We start from the raw sequence: 19,137 nt of genomic DNA, 5'->3' as shown, positions 1-19,137 counted from the left end.
GGCAGGTGCCGGAGTTGGAACGGTAGGAGACACCAGAGGACATCTCACCGGAAGGACATCACAACATGCCAGGAAACCTCTTTGCCCGTTCTGTCCACGACCTGTCGGCCGCTGCCTGGTTCGGCGGCTCCCTGATGGGCGCCGTGGGGCTCAATGGTGCCACCGCCGAGGCGAAGGACCCCGCGGAACGTACGCGTCTGGCGAGTCTGGGCTGGAAGAAGTGGACCCCCGTGCAGACAGCAGCCTGCACCGCACATCTGGCGTCTCTGCTGCCCATTCTGTGGGAGAACAAGGGCCGCTACGCGACCCAGGACGGCGTCATGCGGTGGACCTGGATCAAGTTCGGCGTGACGGTCGCCGGAGCCGGTGTGACCCTCTACTCAGGGATGCTGGGCAAGAAGGTCGATGAGTTGTCACACCAGGGATCCGAGGGTGCCACGGAACCGGCCCCGACCGCGTCGCCGGAGCTCAAGCAGGCGCAGAACCAATTACGTCAACTGCAATGGGCCATCCCGGTCCTCGCCGGTACCGTCGTCATCCTCGGTGCCAAGCACGGCGAGATGCAGCGGCCCAAGAACGTGACGCAGGGACTGCTGAAGAAGTGACTTCGAAGCTGACGCGCACCTCCGGCTCCGTTCGTCGATCCGGAGCCGGAGGCGCGCGGTGGCCGGGAGGCCGGTAGCCCTCTAATGGTCCAGCTGCTGCCGCCGGGAGGAGATCACCCCGGTGTTGAATCCGGCCAGGTTCAGGCCCCCGTGGAAGCGGGCGTGCTCGATCTTCACGCAACGGTCCATGACCATGTTCATCCCGCCCGATTCGGCCGCGTGGGCGGCCTCCTCGTTCCAGATGCCCAGCTGCAGCCAGACGGTCTTCGCACCGATGGCACGGGCCTCCTCCACGATGTCGGGGGTGTCCTCGGCCTTGCGGAAGACCTCCACCAGATCCGGCACCACTGGCAGGTCGGCCAGTGAGGCGTAGACCCGGTGGCCGAGGATCTCGGTGCCCTTCTCGGCGAGGATCGGGTTGATGAAGTACAGGTCGAACGTGGTCGAACTGTTCAGGTAGGTCGCCACGAAGTAGGACGCGCGGGCCGGCTTGTCCGAGGCGCCGACGATGGCGATGGACTTGGCCTCCCGCAGCAGGCGCAGGCGCTCGGGTGCGGACGGGCCGGTCCAGGTGCGGTCAGGCAGTGCGGTGCTCATGCGGAGGCCTCCTCGGTGGCGGGGACAGTGCTGGCGGCGCCGTTCACGGCGGCCTCGAGGGCCTGGTCCAGGTCCCAGAGGATGTCCTCCACGTCCTCGATGCCCACGGACAGGCGGATCAGGTCCTCCGGAACGCCCGCGGAGACGAGCTGCTCAGCGCTCAGCTGCTGGTGCGTGGTGGAGGCGGGGTGCAGGACGAGGGTCTTCGCATCGCCGATGTTGGCCAGGTGGCTGGCCAACTGGAGGTGCGAGATGAAGGAGGCGCCGGCGTCGCGCCCTCCCTTGACCCCGAAGCTGAACACGGAGCCCACACCCAGCGGGAGCAATTCCTTGCCGCGCTCGTGGTGCGGGTGGGAGGGCAGGCCGGCGAAGTTCACCCAGGAGATGCGATGGTCGGCCTCGAGCCACTCGGCCACCCGTTGGGCGTTGGCCAGGTGGGCGTCCATGCGCTGGGCCAGGGTCTCGATGCCGAGCATCAGCTGCTGGGCGGAGGCCGGCGGCAGGGCGGGGCCGAAATCGCGCAGCTGCTCGGAGCGCAGCTTGGTCAGGAATCCGTACTCGCCGAAGTTGCCCCACCAGGAGACGCCACCGTACGAGGGCACGGGCTCGGTCATGGCCGGGAACTTGCCGTTGTCCCACGGGAACAGCCCGGACTCGACGACGACGCCGCCCAGGGTGGTGCCGTGGCCGCCGAGGAACTTGGTGGCGGAGTGGATGACGATGTCCGCGCCGTGCTCGAAGGGGCGGATCAGGTACGGCGGGGTCAGGGTGGCGTCCACGATCAGCGGCACCCCGGCGGCGTGGGCCACACGGGCCAACCCCGGCAGATCCACGATGTCCCCCGAGGGGTTGGCCACGATCTCCGTGTAGACGGCCTTCGTGTTCGGCTGGATGGCGGCCTCGAAGTCCGCTGCCTCCATCGAGTCCACGAAGGTGGTCTCCACCCCGAAGCGGCGCAGCGAGACATCGAGCTGCGTGATGGTGCCGCCATAGAGCTTGGACGAGGCAACGATGTGGTCCCCGGCGCCAGCCAGCGCGGCGAAGGTCACGAACTCGGCGGACATGCCGGACGCCGTCGCGACCGCCCCGATGCCCCCCTCCAGCGCCGCCATGCGCTCCTCGAAGGCGGCGACCGTGGGATTGCCGATGCGGGAGTAGATGTTGCCGTACTTCTGCAGCGCGAAGAGGTTCGCGGCATCCTGAGCGGACTCGAAGACATAGGAGGTCGTCTGGTGGATCGGCACGGCGCGGGAGCCGTGCACGGCATCAGGGACGGCGCCAGCATGCAGCGCGCGGGTACGGAAGCCGAACTGGTGTTCTGCCACGGGGATCCTTCCAGCAGGTACAGGGTCGGGGTGCAGTGCGCCAGGTATTGCCGGGTGGCGGTGACTGGCGCAACTCTCCCGTTGCCTTCATTGTTCCCGACGCCGGCCCGTTCGCCTTAACTGGGGGTCGAAAGATGACCTGGGGGTGGATGGCACGTTGACGCACCAAGGGCCACCTGCGAATCCGGTAAGCACCTCGACCATCGGGGCGGATCGGCTCCCTTGTGGCCGGTGTACTGCAAGAGCGCACCGCGGAGTGAGCAGATGCCTCTCTCATGGTCCGCAGCAAAGTGTTGACTCGGTCACACCTGTGACATATCGTTCCGTGTCAGTTGATATATCAAGTGGCGACTGGGCGGTGAACTCCAGGGGAATCATCCTGCGGCATCCTCCCTCGGGTGCCATGTCGTTGCAGGTCGCGAAGTAGATCCTCTCCACAGTCGTTTCGTCCTGCGGTGCGGATGTGGGTCCCTTGCCGATCCCATCGAAGTATCGACCTATGAACACCGGAGACTGGCTGGTGGTTCGCTGACCATGTTCGTGCCCGCCGCGCTTCGCTCAGCCGTCCTGTGTTCCGCGCCGAGCTTGTCCATCCGAATCGCGGATGGTGAGTCTCAGTCCCATCACCCTTCTCAGGAGGCACTCCTATGGCACAGACCACTCCAACCAGTACGTATCTGGCGACCGGGGAGAGAACCAGCGCACTTCGGGTTCTCACCTATGCAGGCGCGATCATTGCGTTCCTCATCGGTTCGGGCTTCGCCACCGGCCAGGAGATCCTGCAGTACTTCACCTCCTATGGATACTGGGGGATCTTCGGCACCGGCCTGTTGGTCCTGGTACTCATCACCTATGTTTGCGTGGAGTTCTTCGTGGTCGGCCAGGCGAAGAAGTTTGATCGACCCTCGCGGATTTTCCAATATTACTGCGGGCGCTACCTGGGGACATTCTTCGACTACTTCTCGATCCTCTTCGTCTTCCTGTCCTTCACGGTGATGGTCGCCGGCGCCGGTGCGGTCTTTCAGGAGCAATACGGGCTGTCCAGGTACGTGGGCGGAATCGGCCTGGCAGCGGTCGTGGGCATCACCGTCTGGTTCGGGTTGAAGAGCCTGGTGGACGTGATCGGCAAGGTAGGGCCGCTGATCGTGGTCATCGCCATTGCCCTGGGCATCCTAGGGATCGTCCGCAACCCAGAGGGGATCGCTGATGGCGTGGCCCTCCTGCCGGGACTGGAGTTGACCCAGGCCTCCACCAACTGGTTCATGGCCGGACTGTCCTATGTGGGTTTCTGCATGCTGTGGCTCGCGGCTTTCCTGACGGCCCTAGGCAAGACGGCCCGCAGCCGGCGGGAGGCTGCCAGCGGCGGTGTGGCCGGCGGCGTGGTCTTCTCCGTGGCCTGCGTCATCGTCGGACTTGGCCTGCTGGCGAACCTCGAGGCAGTGGCTGGCACCCAGATCCCGATGCTCGTCCTCGCTGCCGATGCCGCCCCGTGGCTGGCCGCCGGCTTCGCAGTGATCATCCTGACCGGCATCTACACCACGGCGGTCCCGCTACTGTGGACCGTGTCCTCCCGGTTCTTCGCAGACACGACCGGCTCCTATAAGTTCCTCACACTGGGGCTGGCCGCCCTGGGAACCGTCATCGGTCTGGTCCTGCCGTTCGACCAGATGGTCAATATCGTCTATGTGATCAACGGCTACGTGGGCATCCTGCTGCTGGCGCTCATGATCATGAAGACGGTGACGCGCACGGTCCGACGCGCCGAGTTGTGATCATCCCGCCCGTGTAGCGGTACATGCGGACCCCGTCGCGGGCTGGAAGTACACGACCCGCGCCCCCAGCACACCCGGGCAGAGTCGTGACCCATCAACGTCCTGCGGACCGATCGGAGGCCGCTAGCGTATGGGCATGCCCTCCACCCCGGTCCGCCTTCTGCTGCTGGCCGACACGCATGTCCCGCGCAGGGCGCGCGCCCTGCCCGCGCAGGTGTGGCAGGCCGTGGAGGCGGCCGACGTCGTGTTCCATGCCGGAGACTGGCAGGTCCCGGAGGTGCTGGACGAGCTCCAGGCCCGTGCGCGCCGCCTGGTGGGTGTGTGGGGCAACAACGATGGCGAGGAGTTGCGCCGACGATTGCCGGAGATCGCGCGCGTGGAGATCGAAGGCGTTCGGTTCGCCATCACCCACGAGACCGGGGCGGCCCGCGGCCGGGAGCAGCGGATGGCCACCGCATTTCCGGAGGACGATGTCCTCGTCTTCGGCCACAGCCATATCCCTTGGGACTCGGTGGCCGGAGAGGCTACCGCGAACCCTGGCCTGCGACTGCTGAATCCGGGTTCGCCCACGGACCGCCGACGGCAACCCGAGTGCACCCTGATGACCGCTGCGGTGCAGGGCGGGAGGCTGGTGGAGGTCCGGCTGGTCGCCGTGGACCGGGAGCCCTGACGGTCTGTCCGTCCGGGCGAACGTCACCTAGTTCGTATTCCGCGAGGTGAGCAGGTCCCGGAGCCGGTCCACCATGCCCACGCCTGGCCCCACCGTCTTGTGGAACAGCTCTGAGTGCGGAGCATGGGGGTGGGGGCGGGTCGGGGCCAGCTTCTTGGCGTTGTCCACCTTGGTCCCCAGGTCCACCAGCTGGTCCGCCGGGATGCTGGTTCGCAGCTTCGGGAACTGTTCGGCCTCCTCATCCTCGATGTGGTGGCTCAACATGTCCGTCATCTGCCGGACGAGGTCCAGGAACGCCTGGTCGGCGGAGTCGGCATCCTCCAGCTGCTTCATGACGGTCACGAGCTCGTCGTGCTCCTTCTTGTCATGCTCGACCTCCTCCGCGCCCTGGGGGAGGTGCTCCTCCATGGCCGGGTAGACGTACATCTCCTCGGCCACGGCGTGGCGCATCACCTCGGCGATGACTGCATCGGCGAGGTCCCGCCGCTCAGCGGGATCGGTGGTGTCCGGAATCCGTCGCAGCAGATCCAACATCTCCCGGTGATCCGTAGTCAGGATGTCCACGACGTCGGCGCGGTGGCCATGCTGTGATGTCTCCGCCATCAGGCGGCCCTCCTTGAGTCGGTCTTACTGTGGTCTGAGTTCCGTTCACGTCCCGCAGTAGGTGCGGTACCGGCCGAAGTCCTCGGGCGGGGGCCCGGCGTAGCGCTCAAATCCGGGGCGCTCGTGGAAGGGGTCGCTCACGGCCTCCAGCAGGCGGTGCAAAGGCGCCAGGTCACCGGCCGTCGCGGCGTTGAGGGCCTCCTCGACCAGATGGTTGCGGGGGATGTAGACCGGATTCGCGCGTTCCATGGACTCGGGATCCGGGATGAAGGACTGCCAGCGTTCAAGCCAGGAGTCGAGGGTGGGCCGGTCGGTGAACACGTCCCGCACCGGGCCCAGATCCTTGCGGGCGGCTTGGCCCAGGTGGCGGAAGAACTGGGTGTAATCCACGTGGTCCTGGTGCAGTAGGGCGAGCAGGTCATCGATCAGCGGGCCCACGGCTTCATCCGGAGCGTCCGCGGGCAAGCCCAGCTTGCGGCGCATTCCGGCCGAGAAGGCCGTCCCGAACTCCCGGGGGAACTCTCCCAGGGCCTCCGTGGCCAGGGAGACGGCCTGGTCCTGGTCTTCGTGCAACAGCGGCAGCAGGGCTTCGGCGAAGCGAGCCAGGTTCCACTGGGCGACCGCCGGCTGATTCCCGTAGGCATACCGCCCGCCGGTGTCGATGGAGCTGTAGACGGCGTTGCGGTCGAAGGCGTCCATGAAAGCGCAGGGGCCGTAGTCGATGGTCTCTCCGGAGATGGTCATGTTGTCTGTGTTCATCACCCCGTGCACGAACCCGACCAGGAGCCACTGGGCCACCAGGCCGGCCTGCGCCTTCATGACTCCGCGCAGCAGGGACAGCGACGGGTTGGCGTCCTGAGCCGCCGTCGGATGGTGCAGGGCCACGGCCTGGTCCATCAGGCGGCGGAGGACGGCAGGGTCCTCATGGTTGCGGGCGTACTGGAAGCTGCCCACGCGCAGGTGGCTGGCCGCCACGCGGGCGAGTACGGCTCCCCGCATCGGACCCTCCTCGCGCAAAACGGTCCGGCCGGTGGCGACGACGGCCAGCGAACGGGTGGTGGGGATGCCGAGTCCATGCATGGCCTCGCTGACGAGGTACTCCCGGAGCATCGGCCCGACCACGGCCCTCCCGTCCCCGCCGCGGGCGAAGGGCGTGCGCCCGGAACCCTTGAGGTGGATATCACGCCGGTGGCCGCCGCTGTCCGTGATCTCGCCCAGCAACAGGGCTCGGCCGTCGCCCAGCCGGGGAACGTAGGAGCCGAACTGGTGTCCCGCGTACGCCTGGGCCACGGGCGCGGCATCCTCGGGCACGCGGTTGCCGGTCAGGAGGCCGATGCCGTCCTGGCTGCGAAGCCACTCAGGGTCCAGGCCGAGATCGGCGGCCAACGGTTCATTGACCACCAGCAGTCGCGGCTCGGGGGTCTCCTCGGCCTGCCACGGGATGGACAGTTCCGGCAGATCGGAGGCGAAGTTCGCCTGCAGGGACAGGGTGGGTTGCGGGATCCGGCTCACGCTCCCACCGTATCCGGGCGTCGCGTCGGGAAACGAGGGTCCGTCGTCGTGAAGTTCGCCCGATCGCTCCCAAGAGGGCTGTACTCATCGGGTCATCAGATCAGGAGCACCCGTGGCGACGTGCCTCGGCCACAGCGCCTTCGATGCCCCCAGTCCAGGGCCGGCCATGGCCGGTCAGGACCGTGCCGGCCCCCGTCTGGGCGAGGGCGTCCAGGCTCCGTAGGGCCAGTTCGCTGTCCGCGGTGGCCGCCCCGGCGACGATCCTGGGCCCGGTCTCCCCGGTGTACGGGTCCAGCGTCACCAGGGCGTCACCGGTCAACAGGACGTCCCGCTCGGGCAGGTGGAGTGCACAGTGGCCGGCGGTGTGCCCCGGACTGGCGATCACCAGGGGGCGTCCTGGAACGGGCACCGGAGCGGAGGGATCCAGCTCGTTCGTGACGTGGACGCCCCTCACGCCCAGGGCGCCAGCGAACAGCATGGAGGTCAGGATCGGCACGGCCCGCGGGTGCTTCAGCGGATAGGTGGCCCGGGGGTTCTCATGGGCGTACCGGTAGGGGTGGGCTGCCAGCGTGCGCTCGTCCCGGTGGCCGTACACCGGTAACCCCAGCCGTTGGACCAGGCGCCGCGCGACGCCCACGTGGTCGAAGTGGGCGTGAGTGAGCACCAAAGCCTTCACGTCCTCCGGCCGTCGACCGACGACGCGGATCGCCTGGCCCAACTCCGTCCAGACCCCCGGCAATCCGGCATCGACAAGGGTCAGGCCCTCCTCATCCTCCACGAGGTAGCAGTTGACGTTGCCATGCTCGATGAGGTGCACGCCGGGGGCGATATCTGGGGTGAACATGGTCTCTCCTGGATGCGGTGTCCGTGTCCGCGGTCCACCGTAGTCACCTGCCCCTGGGTGTAGGGAAGGGCCGGTCCGCGCCTCCGGGATCTCATCGCCTTCGAGATCTTCACCCTGTTGCGCCACTGCGTCATCATCGGACTACGGCCAACCGCCTGTGGAATTCACGCCTGACGAAAGGAACCGTCATGTCCACGTCGTCGCAGCATCCCACCACACCCGCACGCCCTGCAGCAGGCGAGGGCAGGGCTGGTCGCAGCCCCGTCCAGATCGTCGCCATGGTGTACGGAGTCGTCTTCCTGCTGGTCGGCATCGCCGGATTCATCCCCGGCCTGACCACCAACTACGAGACCCTTCAGTTCGCCGGACACCACTCCGAAGCCATGCTGATGGGAGTCTTCCAGGTCTCCATCCTGCACAACGTCGTCCACCTGCTCTACGGCATCGCCGGACTCGCCCTGGCCCGAACAGGGCCCATGGCGCGGCACTACCTGTTGTGGGGCGGCGTGATCTACCTGGTGCTGTGGTTGTACGGCCTGTTCATCGGCCACGACTCACCCGCGAACTTCGTGCCTCTCAATGACGCCGACAATTGGCTGCATCTGGGCCTGGGCGTGACGATGGTGGCTCTGTCCTTCCTGCCACGGTTCTCCTCTGATCGGCCTAATCGGCCTGATCGGGTGGGGCCGCGCTGACACCGGGCCGAGGCGAGAGGAGGTGGCGCATCAGGCCACCGCGAAGACCAGTGCCAAGGGGCCGCCCACGATCACGACAAGGAACACGATCGCGGCGGTCCCGCCGGCCCGGTTGCCCACGTTGATGGTGGCGCCGGTGCCGTAGCCCTCCCGCTTGGAGACCAAGATCAAGGGCTCATCCGGATTGTTGTAGATCCCCCCGGGGAGCCAGAGTCTCTCCTCGGCCTGTTCATCCGCGGTGGGAGTGAAGCCGTGCTCGCCAGCCTGGGCGTCGGCCCAGCGGCTCCAGCGCCGGTAGGGCAGGAAGATCATCACGAAGATCAGGACGAGGTAGAGGGCCATCGGCCACTGGAGAGAGACCTCGTCCGGCGTGATCCAGCCCTGGACGCCCAGGTACCCGACGAGCAGCACGGTCAACAGGGAGATCCAGCCATGAACACGGTTCCGAAGGACTTCTCCTCCCAGGCATCGGGTACCCCTCCGGAGCCCCAGTGCGTGGGAATGGTCTCGGGCAGGTCGGGATAGATCCGGAGTCCCCAGATGACGATGGCGGCCAGCGCAATCAAAGACAGGACGAACGGGAGCCACGCAGCTGAACTGCCCTGGCGGAGTCCGGGCAGGGTGGGGCTGTCGTCGTCGGTCACTCCCGATCCTCACCGGGCCGACGTGGCACCTCCCGACTCACTGACCGGCCCGCCGCTGGTCAGGCGCCGATGGGCGGCGCGGTGACCGGCGGCGGGCCGGAGGGTGGGGTCGGAGTGGAGAGGGCCAGGATCAGGTGGTGGCGAAGCGGCCCGTTGTTGGGAACCGCTCCCAGACCCGGTGCGCGGGCATCAGGCGCAGCAGCTGCTGGACCGCTTCCTCGCCTCCGGCACCGGTGACGACGCCGGCTCCCTCCAGATACCCGGCCGTCCGGAGCACATCCTCGCCGGCCCCGTAGGCGCCGATGGCCTTGGCCTGGCGCCACACTTCGCCCAGCAGCAGGGAGACGCGCGGATCGATGCCCTCCGGAGAGGAGGCTCCGACCTTGCTGTCGAGGCCGTTGGCGGCGTCCGGGGCCGGCGGCGTCGCGGAGGCGACCAGGACGGCGTCGAACTCGATGGACCGGGCGGTGAGGTAGGTGCGTTGGGCCACCAGGTCCTTGCCCAGCAGCCGCGTGGCGGCCTCTCCGCCGCTCGGCGCGATGACCAGCGGCACCAACCCGGCCTGGTGCACCGCGGTGACCGCCCCGGACAGTTCGCCGGCATCCACCTCCGGCCCGACCACGATGCCCACTTGCCGTCCGTCGATCGGCCATTCCCGGCCCACCTGGGACAGCGCCGGGGACGGCACGACGTCGGCCGGAGACTCCGCCGGCTTCGGCACCGGCAGGCCCAACCCGTCCGCGACGACCTGCGCCAAGGTGGGATCGATCGCGGCCAGGGCCTTCAGCTGGCGCTCGCGGATGGCCTGTTCGTAGCACTTTCCGAGTTCGAAGGTGTAGGCCTGCGCCACGTGTTCCTTCTCCACCTCGGAGAGGGACCGGAAGAACAGCCGGACCTGGCTGAAGTGGTCGTCGAAAGAGGCCGGCAGGGCCCGTTCCTTCACCGAGGCGGACACCGGGGCGGGATGATCGATGAAGGGCCGGTCGCCGTCGGGCGTCTCGAAGGGATTGCCGCCGTCCAGCGAATTCGGCCGGTAGGGGGCCACCCCGGCGTGCACCGCTGTCTGGTGCATGCCGTCCCTCAGCATGTCGTTCACCGCGGCGTGCGGACGGTTGATGGGCAGCTGGTTCCAGTTCGGCCCGCCGAGGCGGGTGATCTGGGTGTCCAGGTATGAGAACAGGCGTCCCTGCAACAGCGGGTCATTGGTGACGTCGATGCCGGGCACGAGGTTGTTCGGGTTGAACGCCACCTGCTCCGTCTCGGCGAAGTAGTTGGACGGGTTGTGGTGCAGGGTCATCAGGCCGATCGGCTCCACCGGCACCAGTTCCTCCGGGACGATCTTGGTGGGATCGAGCAGGTCGATCCCGGCGAACATCTGGTCCTCGGTGTCCTCGAAGACCTGCACACCCAGCTCCCACTCGGGGAACGCCCCGGCCTCGATGGCGTCGGCGAGGTCCCGGCGGTGGAAATCCGGATCCGCACCGCTGATGATCTGGGCCTCCTCCCAGGTGACCGAGTGCACGCCCAGCTTGGGCTTCCAATGGAACTTCACCAGCACGGTGGAGCCGTCCTGGGCGACGAGGCGGAAGGTGTGGACGCCGAAGCCCTCCATCATCCGATAGGAGCGGGGGATGCCGCGGTCCGCCATATTCCACATGGTGTGGTGCTGGGCCTCGGTGTGCAGGGAGACGAAGTCCCAGAACGTGTCATGGGCAGACTGCGCTTGGGGGATCTCCCGGTCCGGGTGCGGTTTGACGGCGTGCGCCACGTCCGGGAACTTGAGGGCGTCCTGGATGAAGAACACCGGGATGTTGTTGCCGACCAGATCCCAGGTGCCCTCATCCGTGTAGAACTTGGTCGCGAAGCCCCGGGTGTCCCGGGCCAGGTCCGATGACCCGCGAGAGCCGACCACGGTGGAGAAGCGGACGAACACCTCCGTCTCCTTGTCCTGGGCGAACACCCCCGCCATGCTGAGCTTCGAGGCCGTGCCGTAGCCCCGGAACGTGCCGTGGGCACCCGCGCCGCGTGCATGCACCACCCGCTCCGGGATCCGCTCATGATCGAAGTGGCTGATCTTCTCCCGGAAATGGTGATCTTGAAGCAGGATGGGCCCACGGTTGCCGGCCTTCAACGAATGGTCTGAGTCTCTGAGGCGGGCCCCGTGCGCGGTGGTCAGGAACTTCCCTGCCTGCGCCATCTTCTCCTGAGGTGTACCGGTCTCCTGGCCGGTCGGTGAGACCGTGGCCGGCCCGGACTGGTCCGGCTGGGGTGGCAGTGGCCCGGCCGGCGTGGTGGGCTCCTCGACGGGGGGTTCGGTGCCGCCGGGGGAGCCGGGGATCTGAGGCTGCTGCTCGGGCATGGGCCTGGCCTTTCGTCGGGTTCTGCAGGCCGTGACCTGTGACGCGGAGGGCGCCGACGCCGCCGTGCGGGACGTGGTCCCGGACTGCAGGACTGGGTGGGTCCGTGGCCACCCTAGGCACGGTCCCGGGTGGCCTGGCTAGCCCGTAGCGACTGGCGATCTGAGGGCCGCGGCCCATGGCTGTCCGCCTCGGGCGGCGAGGAGGGCGAAGGGGCCGCTGCTCGCCAGGAGCGTAGCCGGGCTGCCCTGCTCCACGATTCGGCCGGCGTCGAGCACCACGATCTGGCCTGCCTCGGTGACGGTGGACAGGCGGTGGGCGATCACCAGCGTGGTGCGGCCCACGGAGAGACGGTCCAGGGCGGCCTGCACGCGGGCCTCGGTGGTGTTGTCCAAGGCCGAGGTCGCCTCGTCCAGGACCAGCACGGGGGGATCACGCAGGATGGTCCGGGCGATGGCCAGCCGCTGCTGTTCGCCGCCGGAGAATCGGTGGCCGCGGGCGCCGACCAGGGTGTCCAACCCCTCGGGCAGGGCCGCGACGGTGTCTGCCAGCGAGGCGGCGCCGAGGACCTCCCAGAGGCGGGCATCGGTGGCCTCCGGGTCCGCCAGGAGCAGGTTCTCCCGCACGGAGGCGTGGACCAGATAGGTCTCCTGGGAGACCACCCCGACGATCCTCGCCAGGTCCTGCGGGGCGATGTCCCTGACGTTGGTCCCGTCGATCGTGACGCGGCCGGTGGTGGCGTCGTAGAGCCGGGCGAGGAGCCCGGCCAGCGTGGACTTGCCGGACCCGGTGGGGCCGACGACGGCCGTGGACGTTCCAGCCGGGATCACCAGGTCGATGCTGTCAAGCACCCGCCCGGCGCCGCCGTCGTAGGAGAAGGAGACGTTCTCGAAGCGGACCTCACCGCGGACCTGGTTCGGCTCGATCGCGGCGGGGGAGGCAGGCGGCTTCAACTCGGGATCAAGGTCGAGGTATTCGAAGATGCGTGAGAAGAAGGCCAGCGCAGTGACCCACTGGACGCCGATGTTCAGTAGGCCCATAACGGGGCGGAACACGGTGCCCTGCAGGGCGGTGAACGCCACGAGCGTACCGATGGTCATGCCGCCGGAGGTTGCCGGGAAGCCGGCGGCCAGGTAGATCACGGCGGGGATGGCGGCGAAGATGATCTGCATGGTCGCCATCCGCCAGCGGCCGGCCAGCTGGGATCGCATCTCCAGGCCCACGAGCGCCTCGGAGCGATCGGTGAAGCGGCCGGCATCCCGCTCGGTGGTGCCGAGGGTCTTGGCCAGGCGCACGCCGGAGACGGAGAGGCCTTCCTCCACCTGGGTGTGCAGCGCGGCGAGCGTCTCTTGGCGTTCGGCGGTGACGGCGCGGCGGATCAGGGCCACCCGGCGAGAGAGCCAGATGGCCGGCGGCAGCACCACCAGGGAGATCAGCGAGAGCTGCGGGGACAGGGCCACCATGGCGACGGCGGTGGCCACCGTGGTGGTCAGGTTGGTGGCGACTCCCGTGGCGGTGGAGGTGACCACGGACTGCATGCCCGCGATGTCATGCGTCAGGCGGGACTGGACCTCACCACCGCGGGTCCTGGTGAAGAATCCCAGCGACTGCTGCTGCAGGTGTGTGAAGAGCTTGACGCGCAGCGTGTGCATGACCCGTTGGCCCATCTGCGTGGCCATCCACGTCTGGACCACGCCGATCACGGCGGTCACTGCCGCCACGGCGACCATCGAGCCGGCCAGGACGGCCAAGAGGGGGAGGTTCTGGTGCGGCAGGGCGTCATCGATCACCCCGCGGACCAGGAACGGCTGGGCGAGATTGACCACCGAGGAGACGGAGATCAACAGTACGACGACGGCGATGGTCACCTTGTGCGGGGCGAAGAGCGCCGCGATGCGGCGCAGGGACACGGGGTGGCGCTGCAGTTGGTCCTTGTCGGCCGGATCGACCCGTGCCGGTCCGCGACCGCCACCGCTGGGCGGGTCGGACGGGGTGTGGAGGGCTGGGGTGCTCATGGTCCTCCCTTCAGGAGACATAGAGAGGTTACCTCACTAAGAGGTTGGGCGTCAATAATCGCGTAGAATGAGGGGCATGACTGCTGGTGGCCCCGCGGCCGAGACCCCCGACCTCGGCGACCTCATGCACGCCGCCTTCCGCCGGCTGCGCCACCGGTGGAGTCATCAACTGGCCCCCTTCGATCTGACGCCGTATCAGTTCCGGGCCCTGCAGGCCGTGGGTGGTGGCGCCCACGGGCATGGGCCGGATGGTCACGGTGCGTGTGCTGAGCATCGTCGGTGTGAGGAGGCGGGTCGGCACGTCGAGGAGGGCCTGCGCCTGAAGGACATCGCCGACCGACTGCGGATCGCCCCACGCTCGGCCACGGAGGTCATCGATCAATTGGAGGCCAAGGGTCTCGTGGAGCGTCGCCCCGACCCCGCGGACCGCCGGGCCACGCGCATCAGCCTGTCCGGGGCCGGCGTCGGCCTGCGGGAAGAGGTCCGCGAGGCTCGGCGCCGGGAGGCGGGCGACTACTTCTCGGTCTTGTCCCAGCGGGACCAGGCCGAGTTGGCCCGGCTGCTGACCGAGTTGGCGCGCGCCCAGGAATAGCGGACAGGGTTGGACGGGTTGTGGGGTGTAGATTCCGACCCCTCTTCTGACAGGAGCCCCATGGCCACCGTTGACCTCACCGTAGACACCTTCGGGACCGCCGTTGCCGAGAATGAGACCGTCCTCGTCGACTTCTGGGCGGCGTGGTGCGGCCCGTGCCGCCAGTTCGCCCCCGTATTCGAGGCCGCCTCCGAGCAATACCCCGACGTGGTGTTCGCCAAGGTGGACACTGAGGCCGAGCAGCAGCTGGCCGCGATGGCCGGCATCACGTCCATTCCCACGCTGATGGCCTTCCGTGGCGGCGTTCTGGTCTTCTCCCGGGCCGGAGCCCTGCCAGGGTCTGTCCTCGGAGAGCTGCTGGACCAGGTCAAGGGCCTGAAGATCGCCGAGGTGCGCCGCATGGCGGAGGGGCAGGCTGGGCAGCAGAGGGGCCAGGAGGGTGGTCCGCAGGAAGGCCGGGCCCAGGAGCCCTCCGCCGAGGAGTCCATCAAGTCTGCGGCGAACCAGTTGAACGCCCTGCATGGGCGGTAGGTGACTCCGGGCCGCCTGCCGGCCCTGTTGAATTGCAGTGAGTGAATTACAGTGAGCTGCATCACTGCAATTTTGCAGTTGCGCAATAAGTGCAGTTGTGCAAAAATAGACGCATGCCCCCCATGGATTCCCCCGCTTCGACGTCCCTTCGCGAGCGCAAGAAGACCGAGACCTGGCACGCCATCCATGACGCTGCCGCGGAGCTCGCCCTCGATGACGACACCAAGCACGTCACCGTCGAGGCCATCGCCAGCGAGGCCGGAATCTCGCAGCGGACGTTCTTCAATTACTTCCCCACCAAGGAAGACGCCATTCTCGGCGTGATGCCGCCCAGTGCGCCGGAGCTCCCCGAGAACTTCCTCGATGAAGCGGGGCTGATTCACCGCACCACGGAACTCCTACTGACGGTCGGCCGGAGCACGTACGCGGAGGGGGATGCCGATCGGCGGGGCAGACTCTTCGAGAAGTTCCCGCACCTGCTGTTGCGTCGCCGGGAAATGATGATGCAGGGCGAGGACCTCGTCTATCAGATGATCGCCACGGCCATGGCTGACCATCCGGCGTGGTCCGGCGGTCTCAACGGCCACAGCGTGGAGCGGACGGCCCGCATGCTCACCATGGCAGCCGGCGTCCCGCTGCGCTATCTCATCGTGACCCGTGGCGGGGCGGGCGGATATCTCGAACAGTCCTCCGTGGACGATGCCCTTGACCTCTACCAGGACCTTTATAGGAAGCTTTCATGACCCACCACCCCGAGGATGCTCTCAAGGGGTCCGCATCCGCCCCCGCCGCACCGGTCCAGAAGACCGTGTCCGACGCCGGCCCGGCCACACCCTCGGCCACGCCCGGTTCCGCGATTCCGAAGGGAACGCTCGTCCCGCTGTTCATCGGTCTCATGCTGGCCATGCTGCTGGCCTCCCTGAACCAGACGGTCTTCTCCACGGCTCTGCCCACCATCGTCGGTGAGCTCAACGGCGTCTCCAGCATGGTCTGGGTCATCACCGCCTTCATCCTGGCCACCACCATCGCCATGCCCATCTATGGCAAGCTCGGTGACCAGATCGGCCGCAAGCCACTGCTGATCTTCGCCATCTCCGTGTTCATGGGTGGCTCGGTGGTCGGTGGCCTGGCCCCGGACATGGGCACTCTGATCGTGGCCCGTGTTGTCCAGGGACTCGGCGGCGGCGGCTTGATGATCCTGTCCCAAGCGGCCATCGCGGACGTGGTTCCGGCCCGCGAGCGCGGCAAGTACATGGGCATCATGGGCGGTGTCTTCGCCCTCTCCTCGGTGATCGGCCCCCTGCTCGGCGGCTGGTTCACGGATGGTCCCGGCTGGCGCTGGGCCTTCTGGATCAACCTCCCGATCGGCGTGGTGGCCCTGCTAGCGGCCATCGTGTTCCTCAAGCTGCCCCGCAACACCCGGGGGCGCCCGACCCTGGACTGGGGCGGCATGGCGCTGATCGCCGTGGCCACCACGGCCATGGTTCTCGTGACCACCTGGGGTGGCGGGACCTACGCGTGGACCGACCCGCTGATCCTGGGGCTCGCCGCACTCTTCGTACTGGCCGCCGTCGCCTTCGTGCTGGTGGAGCGTCGCACCGCGGAGCCGCTGATCCCGATGACCCTGTTCCGGGAGCGCAACTTCGTGCTGACCACCATCTCCGGCCTGTTCATCGGCGTCGCGATGTTCGGCGCCCTGGGCTACATGCCCACGTACCTGCAGATGTCCTTCGGGCTGGAGGCCTCCGTGGCCGGGCTCATGATGATCCCGATGATGGGAGCCATGCTCATCACCTCGACCGTCTCGGGGCAACTGGTCTCCAAGTACGGGAAGTACAAGTGGTACCCGGTGGCAGGGTCCTTCATCATCGCCATCGCCATGGGCCTGCTGTCCCTGATGGACCCGCATCAGCCGGTGTGGGTGGCCTGCACCTACCTGGGCCTGCTTGGCATCGGCCTGGGCCTGTCCATGCAGATCCTCGTGCTGGTCGTGCAGAACACCTTCCCGATCTCCATGGTCGGAACGGCCACCGCCTCGAACAACTACTTCCGCCAGATCGGGGCCACCCTGGGCTCCTCCCTGGTCGGCAGCCTGTTCGCCGCCCGCCTGGCCAACCTGTTCACCGAGCGCTTGCCCGCCTCCGGAGCCGGTCAGATGGGCAACGCCGATTCGCTGACCCCCGCGGTCGTCGCCGGACTGCCGGAATCCCTCCATGACACGGTGATCACGGCCTACAGCGACGCCTTGACCCCGATCTTCCTGTGGATCGCGCCCCTGGGCCTGCTCGCCGCCGTGCTGCTGATGTTCCTGAAGCAGAAGCCACTGGCCACCCGGATCGAGCGTTCGGTCGAGACTGAACCGCTGGCCACGGGAAGCATGTCGATCGTCTCGCCTGAGGCCGCCCGGGCCACCATCCCCGCCCGGGACGGTGATGGTCACGTGGCCGACGCGTCCCCCTCAGCGGATCGGAAGGCGGCCCGGAGCGAGGTGCTCAGCCGCTGACGAGCTGGGTGTTCCCCGTGGAGGGGCTGCCGGTCCAGGAGGTGCCGTCCATCCGGTACAGCACGCAGTGGACCCTCCTCTCGCCGCTCGCCCAGGAGTACTCGCTGGGCAGGAGCGAGTAGAAGTTCCAATCCGGTGAGTCCTCCCAGACCTCGTCCACGTAGTCCTCGAAGACCTGGCCGGCGCAGACCTGTTCGTGTTCCCACCAGTTCTCGGGGTCGTCGCCCGGATACTCCACTGAGACCGGGACCGTGACCACATGCAGCACCTCGTTGTCATGCTCCTCGCCGCAGCCGACCATGCTGACGCCGATGAGCTCGTCGGCCTCCGGCTCGATGAAGCACTCACCTGGCAGCAGGCTGTCGGCGTCCTTCCGCTCGGGGTTGAGCTCGACCCCGAAGGCCCGGCCGGCCTCGTCCACGCCCTCTGGGACTGCGGAGCAGGCGGTGACGGTCAGGAGTCCGATGGCGAGCACGGCGGCCGGAACCAGGGTGCGGGCAGGGCGAGACAGGGTCATGTGCGGAACCTTCGGTGTGAGCCTGGACGCCGGCGGGGGGAGCATTCCGGCGTGGGGCGATGAGCGGTGATGACCACAGGATCATACGATGTCAGGGGACGGATTCTGCGTGGTCCCTGCTGAATGGCCTCCGTGTCAGGACGTCAGGACGTCGGGACGGAACCCAGGTAACGTCGTTGCGCCACCACCACGAGCCCCAGCAGTACCGCGGCCATAGCGGCCGTGGCGCCGAACAGCCAGCCCCACTGGCCGGCGTCGGCGAAGGGGCCCGCCACCAGCGCGCCCACCGAACTGCCGGCGAACAGGGATGCGGCGAACAGGGCGACGGCGGTCCCGCGCAGCCCCGGCAGCACCTCAGTGGCCCAGACCTGCAACGAGGTGTGCAGCAGGGCCCACGTCCAGCCCAGCGCAGCGGCGGCGAAGGCGACCGTCGGCACCGAGACGTGAACGGCGACGGCGGCGTAGCCGGCCACCATGCCCGCCCCGCCGAGGGCCATGGTCGCCGGGACGGACAGTCGGCGGAGGATGGGCCGGACCAGCCGGCTGCACGCCAGCGTGGATACCCCGTACGCAGCCACGGCCAGGCCCGCCACGGACGCGTCCAGGCCCTGGTCCTGCAGCGCCGGCGCCAGCAGGGTCAGCAACCCCAGCACCACGGCCCCTTCCACGAACACCAGGCCGATCACCGCCAGCATCCACCGGTGCCGCAATGCCTCGGCGAAGGCCCCCAGCAGGGGCCTCCGGGCGGGCAGCGGGGGTTCGGCAGTGGTCCACAGGGCCACGATGCAGCCGACAGCCAGCACCGGCGGGAGGGCGAACATCAGCCGCCAGCCCACAGTCTCGCCTACGACGCCGGCCGCGGCCGTCGCGATCGCCGTCCCCACCGCGATGGCCGCCATGTTGTCCGCCAACGCGGCCTGGCGACGCAGCGGGGGCACGGTGTCCCCGATGAAGGTGATGGCGGTGGGGATGACCCCGCCGAAGCACGCGCCGGTCAGGCAGCGGAAGACGATGAGCAGCGGCAGGGTGGGCGCGATTGCGGAGAGCAGGCCGAACACCACGGAGCCGGTCAGGGCGATCCGCATCACCCGCATCCGCCCGAACCGGTCCGAGAGGCCACCCCAGAGCGGTTGCGTGAAGCCGTACGCCAGGAAGTACGCCCCGGCCACCGCCACCGCCTCCTCCAGGGAGGCGCCCAGGTCCACGGCCAGGAACACCAGCAGCGGGCTGACCGCGAAACGGTCCACGCTGGAGGTGAAGGAGGCCAGCGCGATCGAGGCGGGCACGCGCCCTGGTGCGCCGCCGTCGGGCATCTGGGGGTTCTTCGGGTGCCTCACCAGGACAAGCTACGGCAT

At 68.1% G+C, this 19,137-nt stretch carries 19 protein-coding genes; 8 read left to right on the top strand and 11 right to left on the bottom strand.

Translation table 11 applies throughout. The features are described from left to right. Nucleotides 1-65 precede the first annotated feature (65 nt). The gene (locus ABD134_RS08355; RefSeq protein ID WP_344228572.1) at nt 66-605 is read left to right on the top strand and encodes a hypothetical protein; all 540 of its coding nucleotides are present in this window, start codon (nt 66-68) and stop codon (nt 603-605) included. Nucleotides 606-686: 81 nt separating this feature from the next. Here ABD134_RS08355 and ABD134_RS08350 read toward each other — a convergent pair whose 3' ends face one another. Further along, the gene (locus tag ABD134_RS08350; protein ID WP_344228570.1) at nt 687-1,202 is read right to left on the bottom strand and encodes a CoA-binding protein; all 516 of its coding nucleotides are present in this window, start codon (nt 1,200-1,202) and stop codon (nt 687-689) included. Next, nucleotides 1,199-2,527: an O-acetylhomoserine aminocarboxypropyltransferase/cysteine synthase family protein gene (locus ABD134_RS08345; RefSeq protein WP_344228568.1), complete on the bottom strand. Its 1,329-nt coding sequence runs from the start codon at nt 2,525-2,527 to the stop codon at nt 1,199-1,201. The genes ABD134_RS08350 and ABD134_RS08345 overlap by 4 nt, the downstream gene beginning before the upstream one ends. Before the next feature lie 647 nt (nt 2,528-3,174). Here ABD134_RS08345 and ABD134_RS08340 point away from each other — a divergent pair. Together ABD134_RS08340 and ABD134_RS08335 are read left to right on the top strand one after the other, a co-directional pair. Beyond that, nucleotides 3,175-4,299: a YkvI family membrane protein gene (locus ABD134_RS08340; protein ID WP_344228566.1), complete on the top strand. Its 1,125-nt coding sequence runs from the start codon at nt 3,175-3,177 to the stop codon at nt 4,297-4,299. 136 nt (nt 4,300-4,435) lie between these two features. Next, nucleotides 4,436-4,969: a metallophosphoesterase family protein gene (locus ABD134_RS08335; RefSeq protein WP_344228565.1), complete on the top strand. Its 534-nt coding sequence runs from the start codon at nt 4,436-4,438 to the stop codon at nt 4,967-4,969. 27 nt (nt 4,970-4,996) lie between these two features. On the opposite strand, the gene ABD134_RS08330 is transcribed toward ABD134_RS08335, so the two are convergent. From ABD134_RS08330 to ABD134_RS08320, 3 genes are all read right to left on the bottom strand, one after another. Continuing rightward, nucleotides 4,997-5,572, bottom strand: coding sequence for a hemerythrin domain-containing protein (locus tag ABD134_RS08330; protein ID WP_344228564.1), 576 nt, complete (start codon nt 5,570-5,572; stop codon nt 4,997-4,999). Between the two features lie 45 nt (nt 5,573-5,617). Further along, nucleotides 5,618-7,084: a protein adenylyltransferase SelO gene (locus tag ABD134_RS08325; protein ID WP_344228563.1), complete on the bottom strand. Its 1,467-nt coding sequence runs from the start codon at nt 7,082-7,084 to the stop codon at nt 5,618-5,620. 100 nt (nt 7,085-7,184) lie between these two features. Further along, on the bottom strand, nt 7,185-7,928 hold the full coding sequence (locus tag ABD134_RS08320; RefSeq protein WP_344228561.1) for an MBL fold metallo-hydrolase: 744 nt from the start codon (nt 7,926-7,928) through the stop codon (nt 7,185-7,187). Nucleotides 7,929-8,116: 188 nt separating this feature from the next. On the opposite strand from ABD134_RS08320, the gene ABD134_RS08315 reads away from it, so the two are divergent. Beyond that, nucleotides 8,117-8,623: a DUF4383 domain-containing protein gene (locus tag ABD134_RS08315; protein ID WP_378108250.1), complete on the top strand. Its 507-nt coding sequence runs from the start codon at nt 8,117-8,119 to the stop codon at nt 8,621-8,623. 30 nt (nt 8,624-8,653) lie between these two features. Here ABD134_RS08315 and ABD134_RS08310 read toward each other — a convergent pair whose 3' ends face one another. From ABD134_RS08310 to ABD134_RS08295, 4 genes are all read right to left on the bottom strand, one after another. Then, nucleotides 8,654-9,040: a hypothetical protein gene (locus tag ABD134_RS08310; RefSeq protein ID WP_344228559.1), complete on the bottom strand. Its 387-nt coding sequence runs from the start codon at nt 9,038-9,040 to the stop codon at nt 8,654-8,656. Further along, nucleotides 9,037-9,267 carry a DUF1648 domain-containing protein gene (locus tag ABD134_RS08305; RefSeq protein WP_344228557.1) on the bottom strand — a complete coding sequence of 77 codons (231 nt, stop codon included), beginning with the start codon at nt 9,265-9,267 and terminating at the stop codon, nt 9,037-9,039. The genes ABD134_RS08310 and ABD134_RS08305 overlap by 4 nt, the downstream gene beginning before the upstream one ends. A 130-nt stretch (nt 9,268-9,397) precedes the next feature. Beyond that, complete coding sequence (locus tag ABD134_RS08300) at nt 9,398-11,626, bottom strand: catalase (protein WP_344228555.1); 2,229 nt, start codon at nt 11,624-11,626, stop codon at nt 9,398-9,400. A gap of 138 nt (nt 11,627-11,764) precedes the next feature. After that, a complete protein-coding gene (locus tag ABD134_RS08295) occupies nt 11,765-13,639 on the bottom strand; it encodes an ABC transporter ATP-binding protein (protein WP_344228553.1) in 1,875 nt (624 codons plus the stop codon). Between the two features lie 76 nt (nt 13,640-13,715). Between ABD134_RS08295 and ABD134_RS08290 the strand changes: the two genes are divergently transcribed. The 4 genes from ABD134_RS08290 (at nt 13,716) to ABD134_RS08275 (ending at nt 17,265) form a co-directional block, all read left to right on the top strand. Beyond that, nucleotides 13,716-14,231 carry a MarR family winged helix-turn-helix transcriptional regulator gene (locus ABD134_RS08290; RefSeq protein WP_344228551.1) on the top strand — a complete coding sequence of 172 codons (516 nt, stop codon included), beginning with the start codon at nt 13,716-13,718 and terminating at the stop codon, nt 14,229-14,231. Nucleotides 14,232-14,291: 60 nt separating this feature from the next. Then, on the top strand, nt 14,292-14,762 hold the full coding sequence (trxA, locus tag ABD134_RS08285; protein ID WP_344228549.1) for a thioredoxin: 471 nt from the start codon (nt 14,292-14,294) through the stop codon (nt 14,760-14,762). A gap of 113 nt (nt 14,763-14,875) precedes the next feature. Then, on the top strand, nt 14,876-15,505 hold the full coding sequence (locus ABD134_RS08280; RefSeq protein WP_344228547.1) for a TetR/AcrR family transcriptional regulator: 630 nt from the start codon (nt 14,876-14,878) through the stop codon (nt 15,503-15,505). Continuing rightward, the gene (locus ABD134_RS08275; protein WP_344228545.1) at nt 15,502-17,265 is read left to right on the top strand and encodes an MDR family MFS transporter; all 1,764 of its coding nucleotides are present in this window, start codon (nt 15,502-15,504) and stop codon (nt 17,263-17,265) included. The genes ABD134_RS08280 and ABD134_RS08275 overlap by 4 nt, the downstream gene beginning before the upstream one ends. Here ABD134_RS08275 and ABD134_RS08270 read toward each other — a convergent pair. Continuing rightward, nucleotides 17,255-17,782 carry a septum formation family protein gene (locus tag ABD134_RS08270; RefSeq protein WP_344228543.1) on the bottom strand — a complete coding sequence of 176 codons (528 nt, stop codon included), beginning with the start codon at nt 17,780-17,782 and terminating at the stop codon, nt 17,255-17,257. The genes ABD134_RS08275 and ABD134_RS08270 overlap by 11 nt on opposite strands. 143 nt (nt 17,783-17,925) lie before the next feature. After that, nucleotides 17,926-19,119: an MFS transporter gene (locus ABD134_RS08265; protein WP_344228541.1), complete on the bottom strand. Its 1,194-nt coding sequence runs from the start codon at nt 19,117-19,119 to the stop codon at nt 17,926-17,928. Nucleotides 19,120-19,137: the final 18 nt, after the last annotated feature.

The sequence above is a fragment of the Citricoccus alkalitolerans genome (assembly GCF_039528175.1).
GTDB classification, from domain to species: domain Bacteria; phylum Actinomycetota; class Actinomycetes; order Actinomycetales; family Micrococcaceae; genus Citricoccus; species Citricoccus alkalitolerans.
Note: the sequence above shows the minus strand (reverse complement) of the source record. Positions and strands in the feature narration are given on the sequence as shown.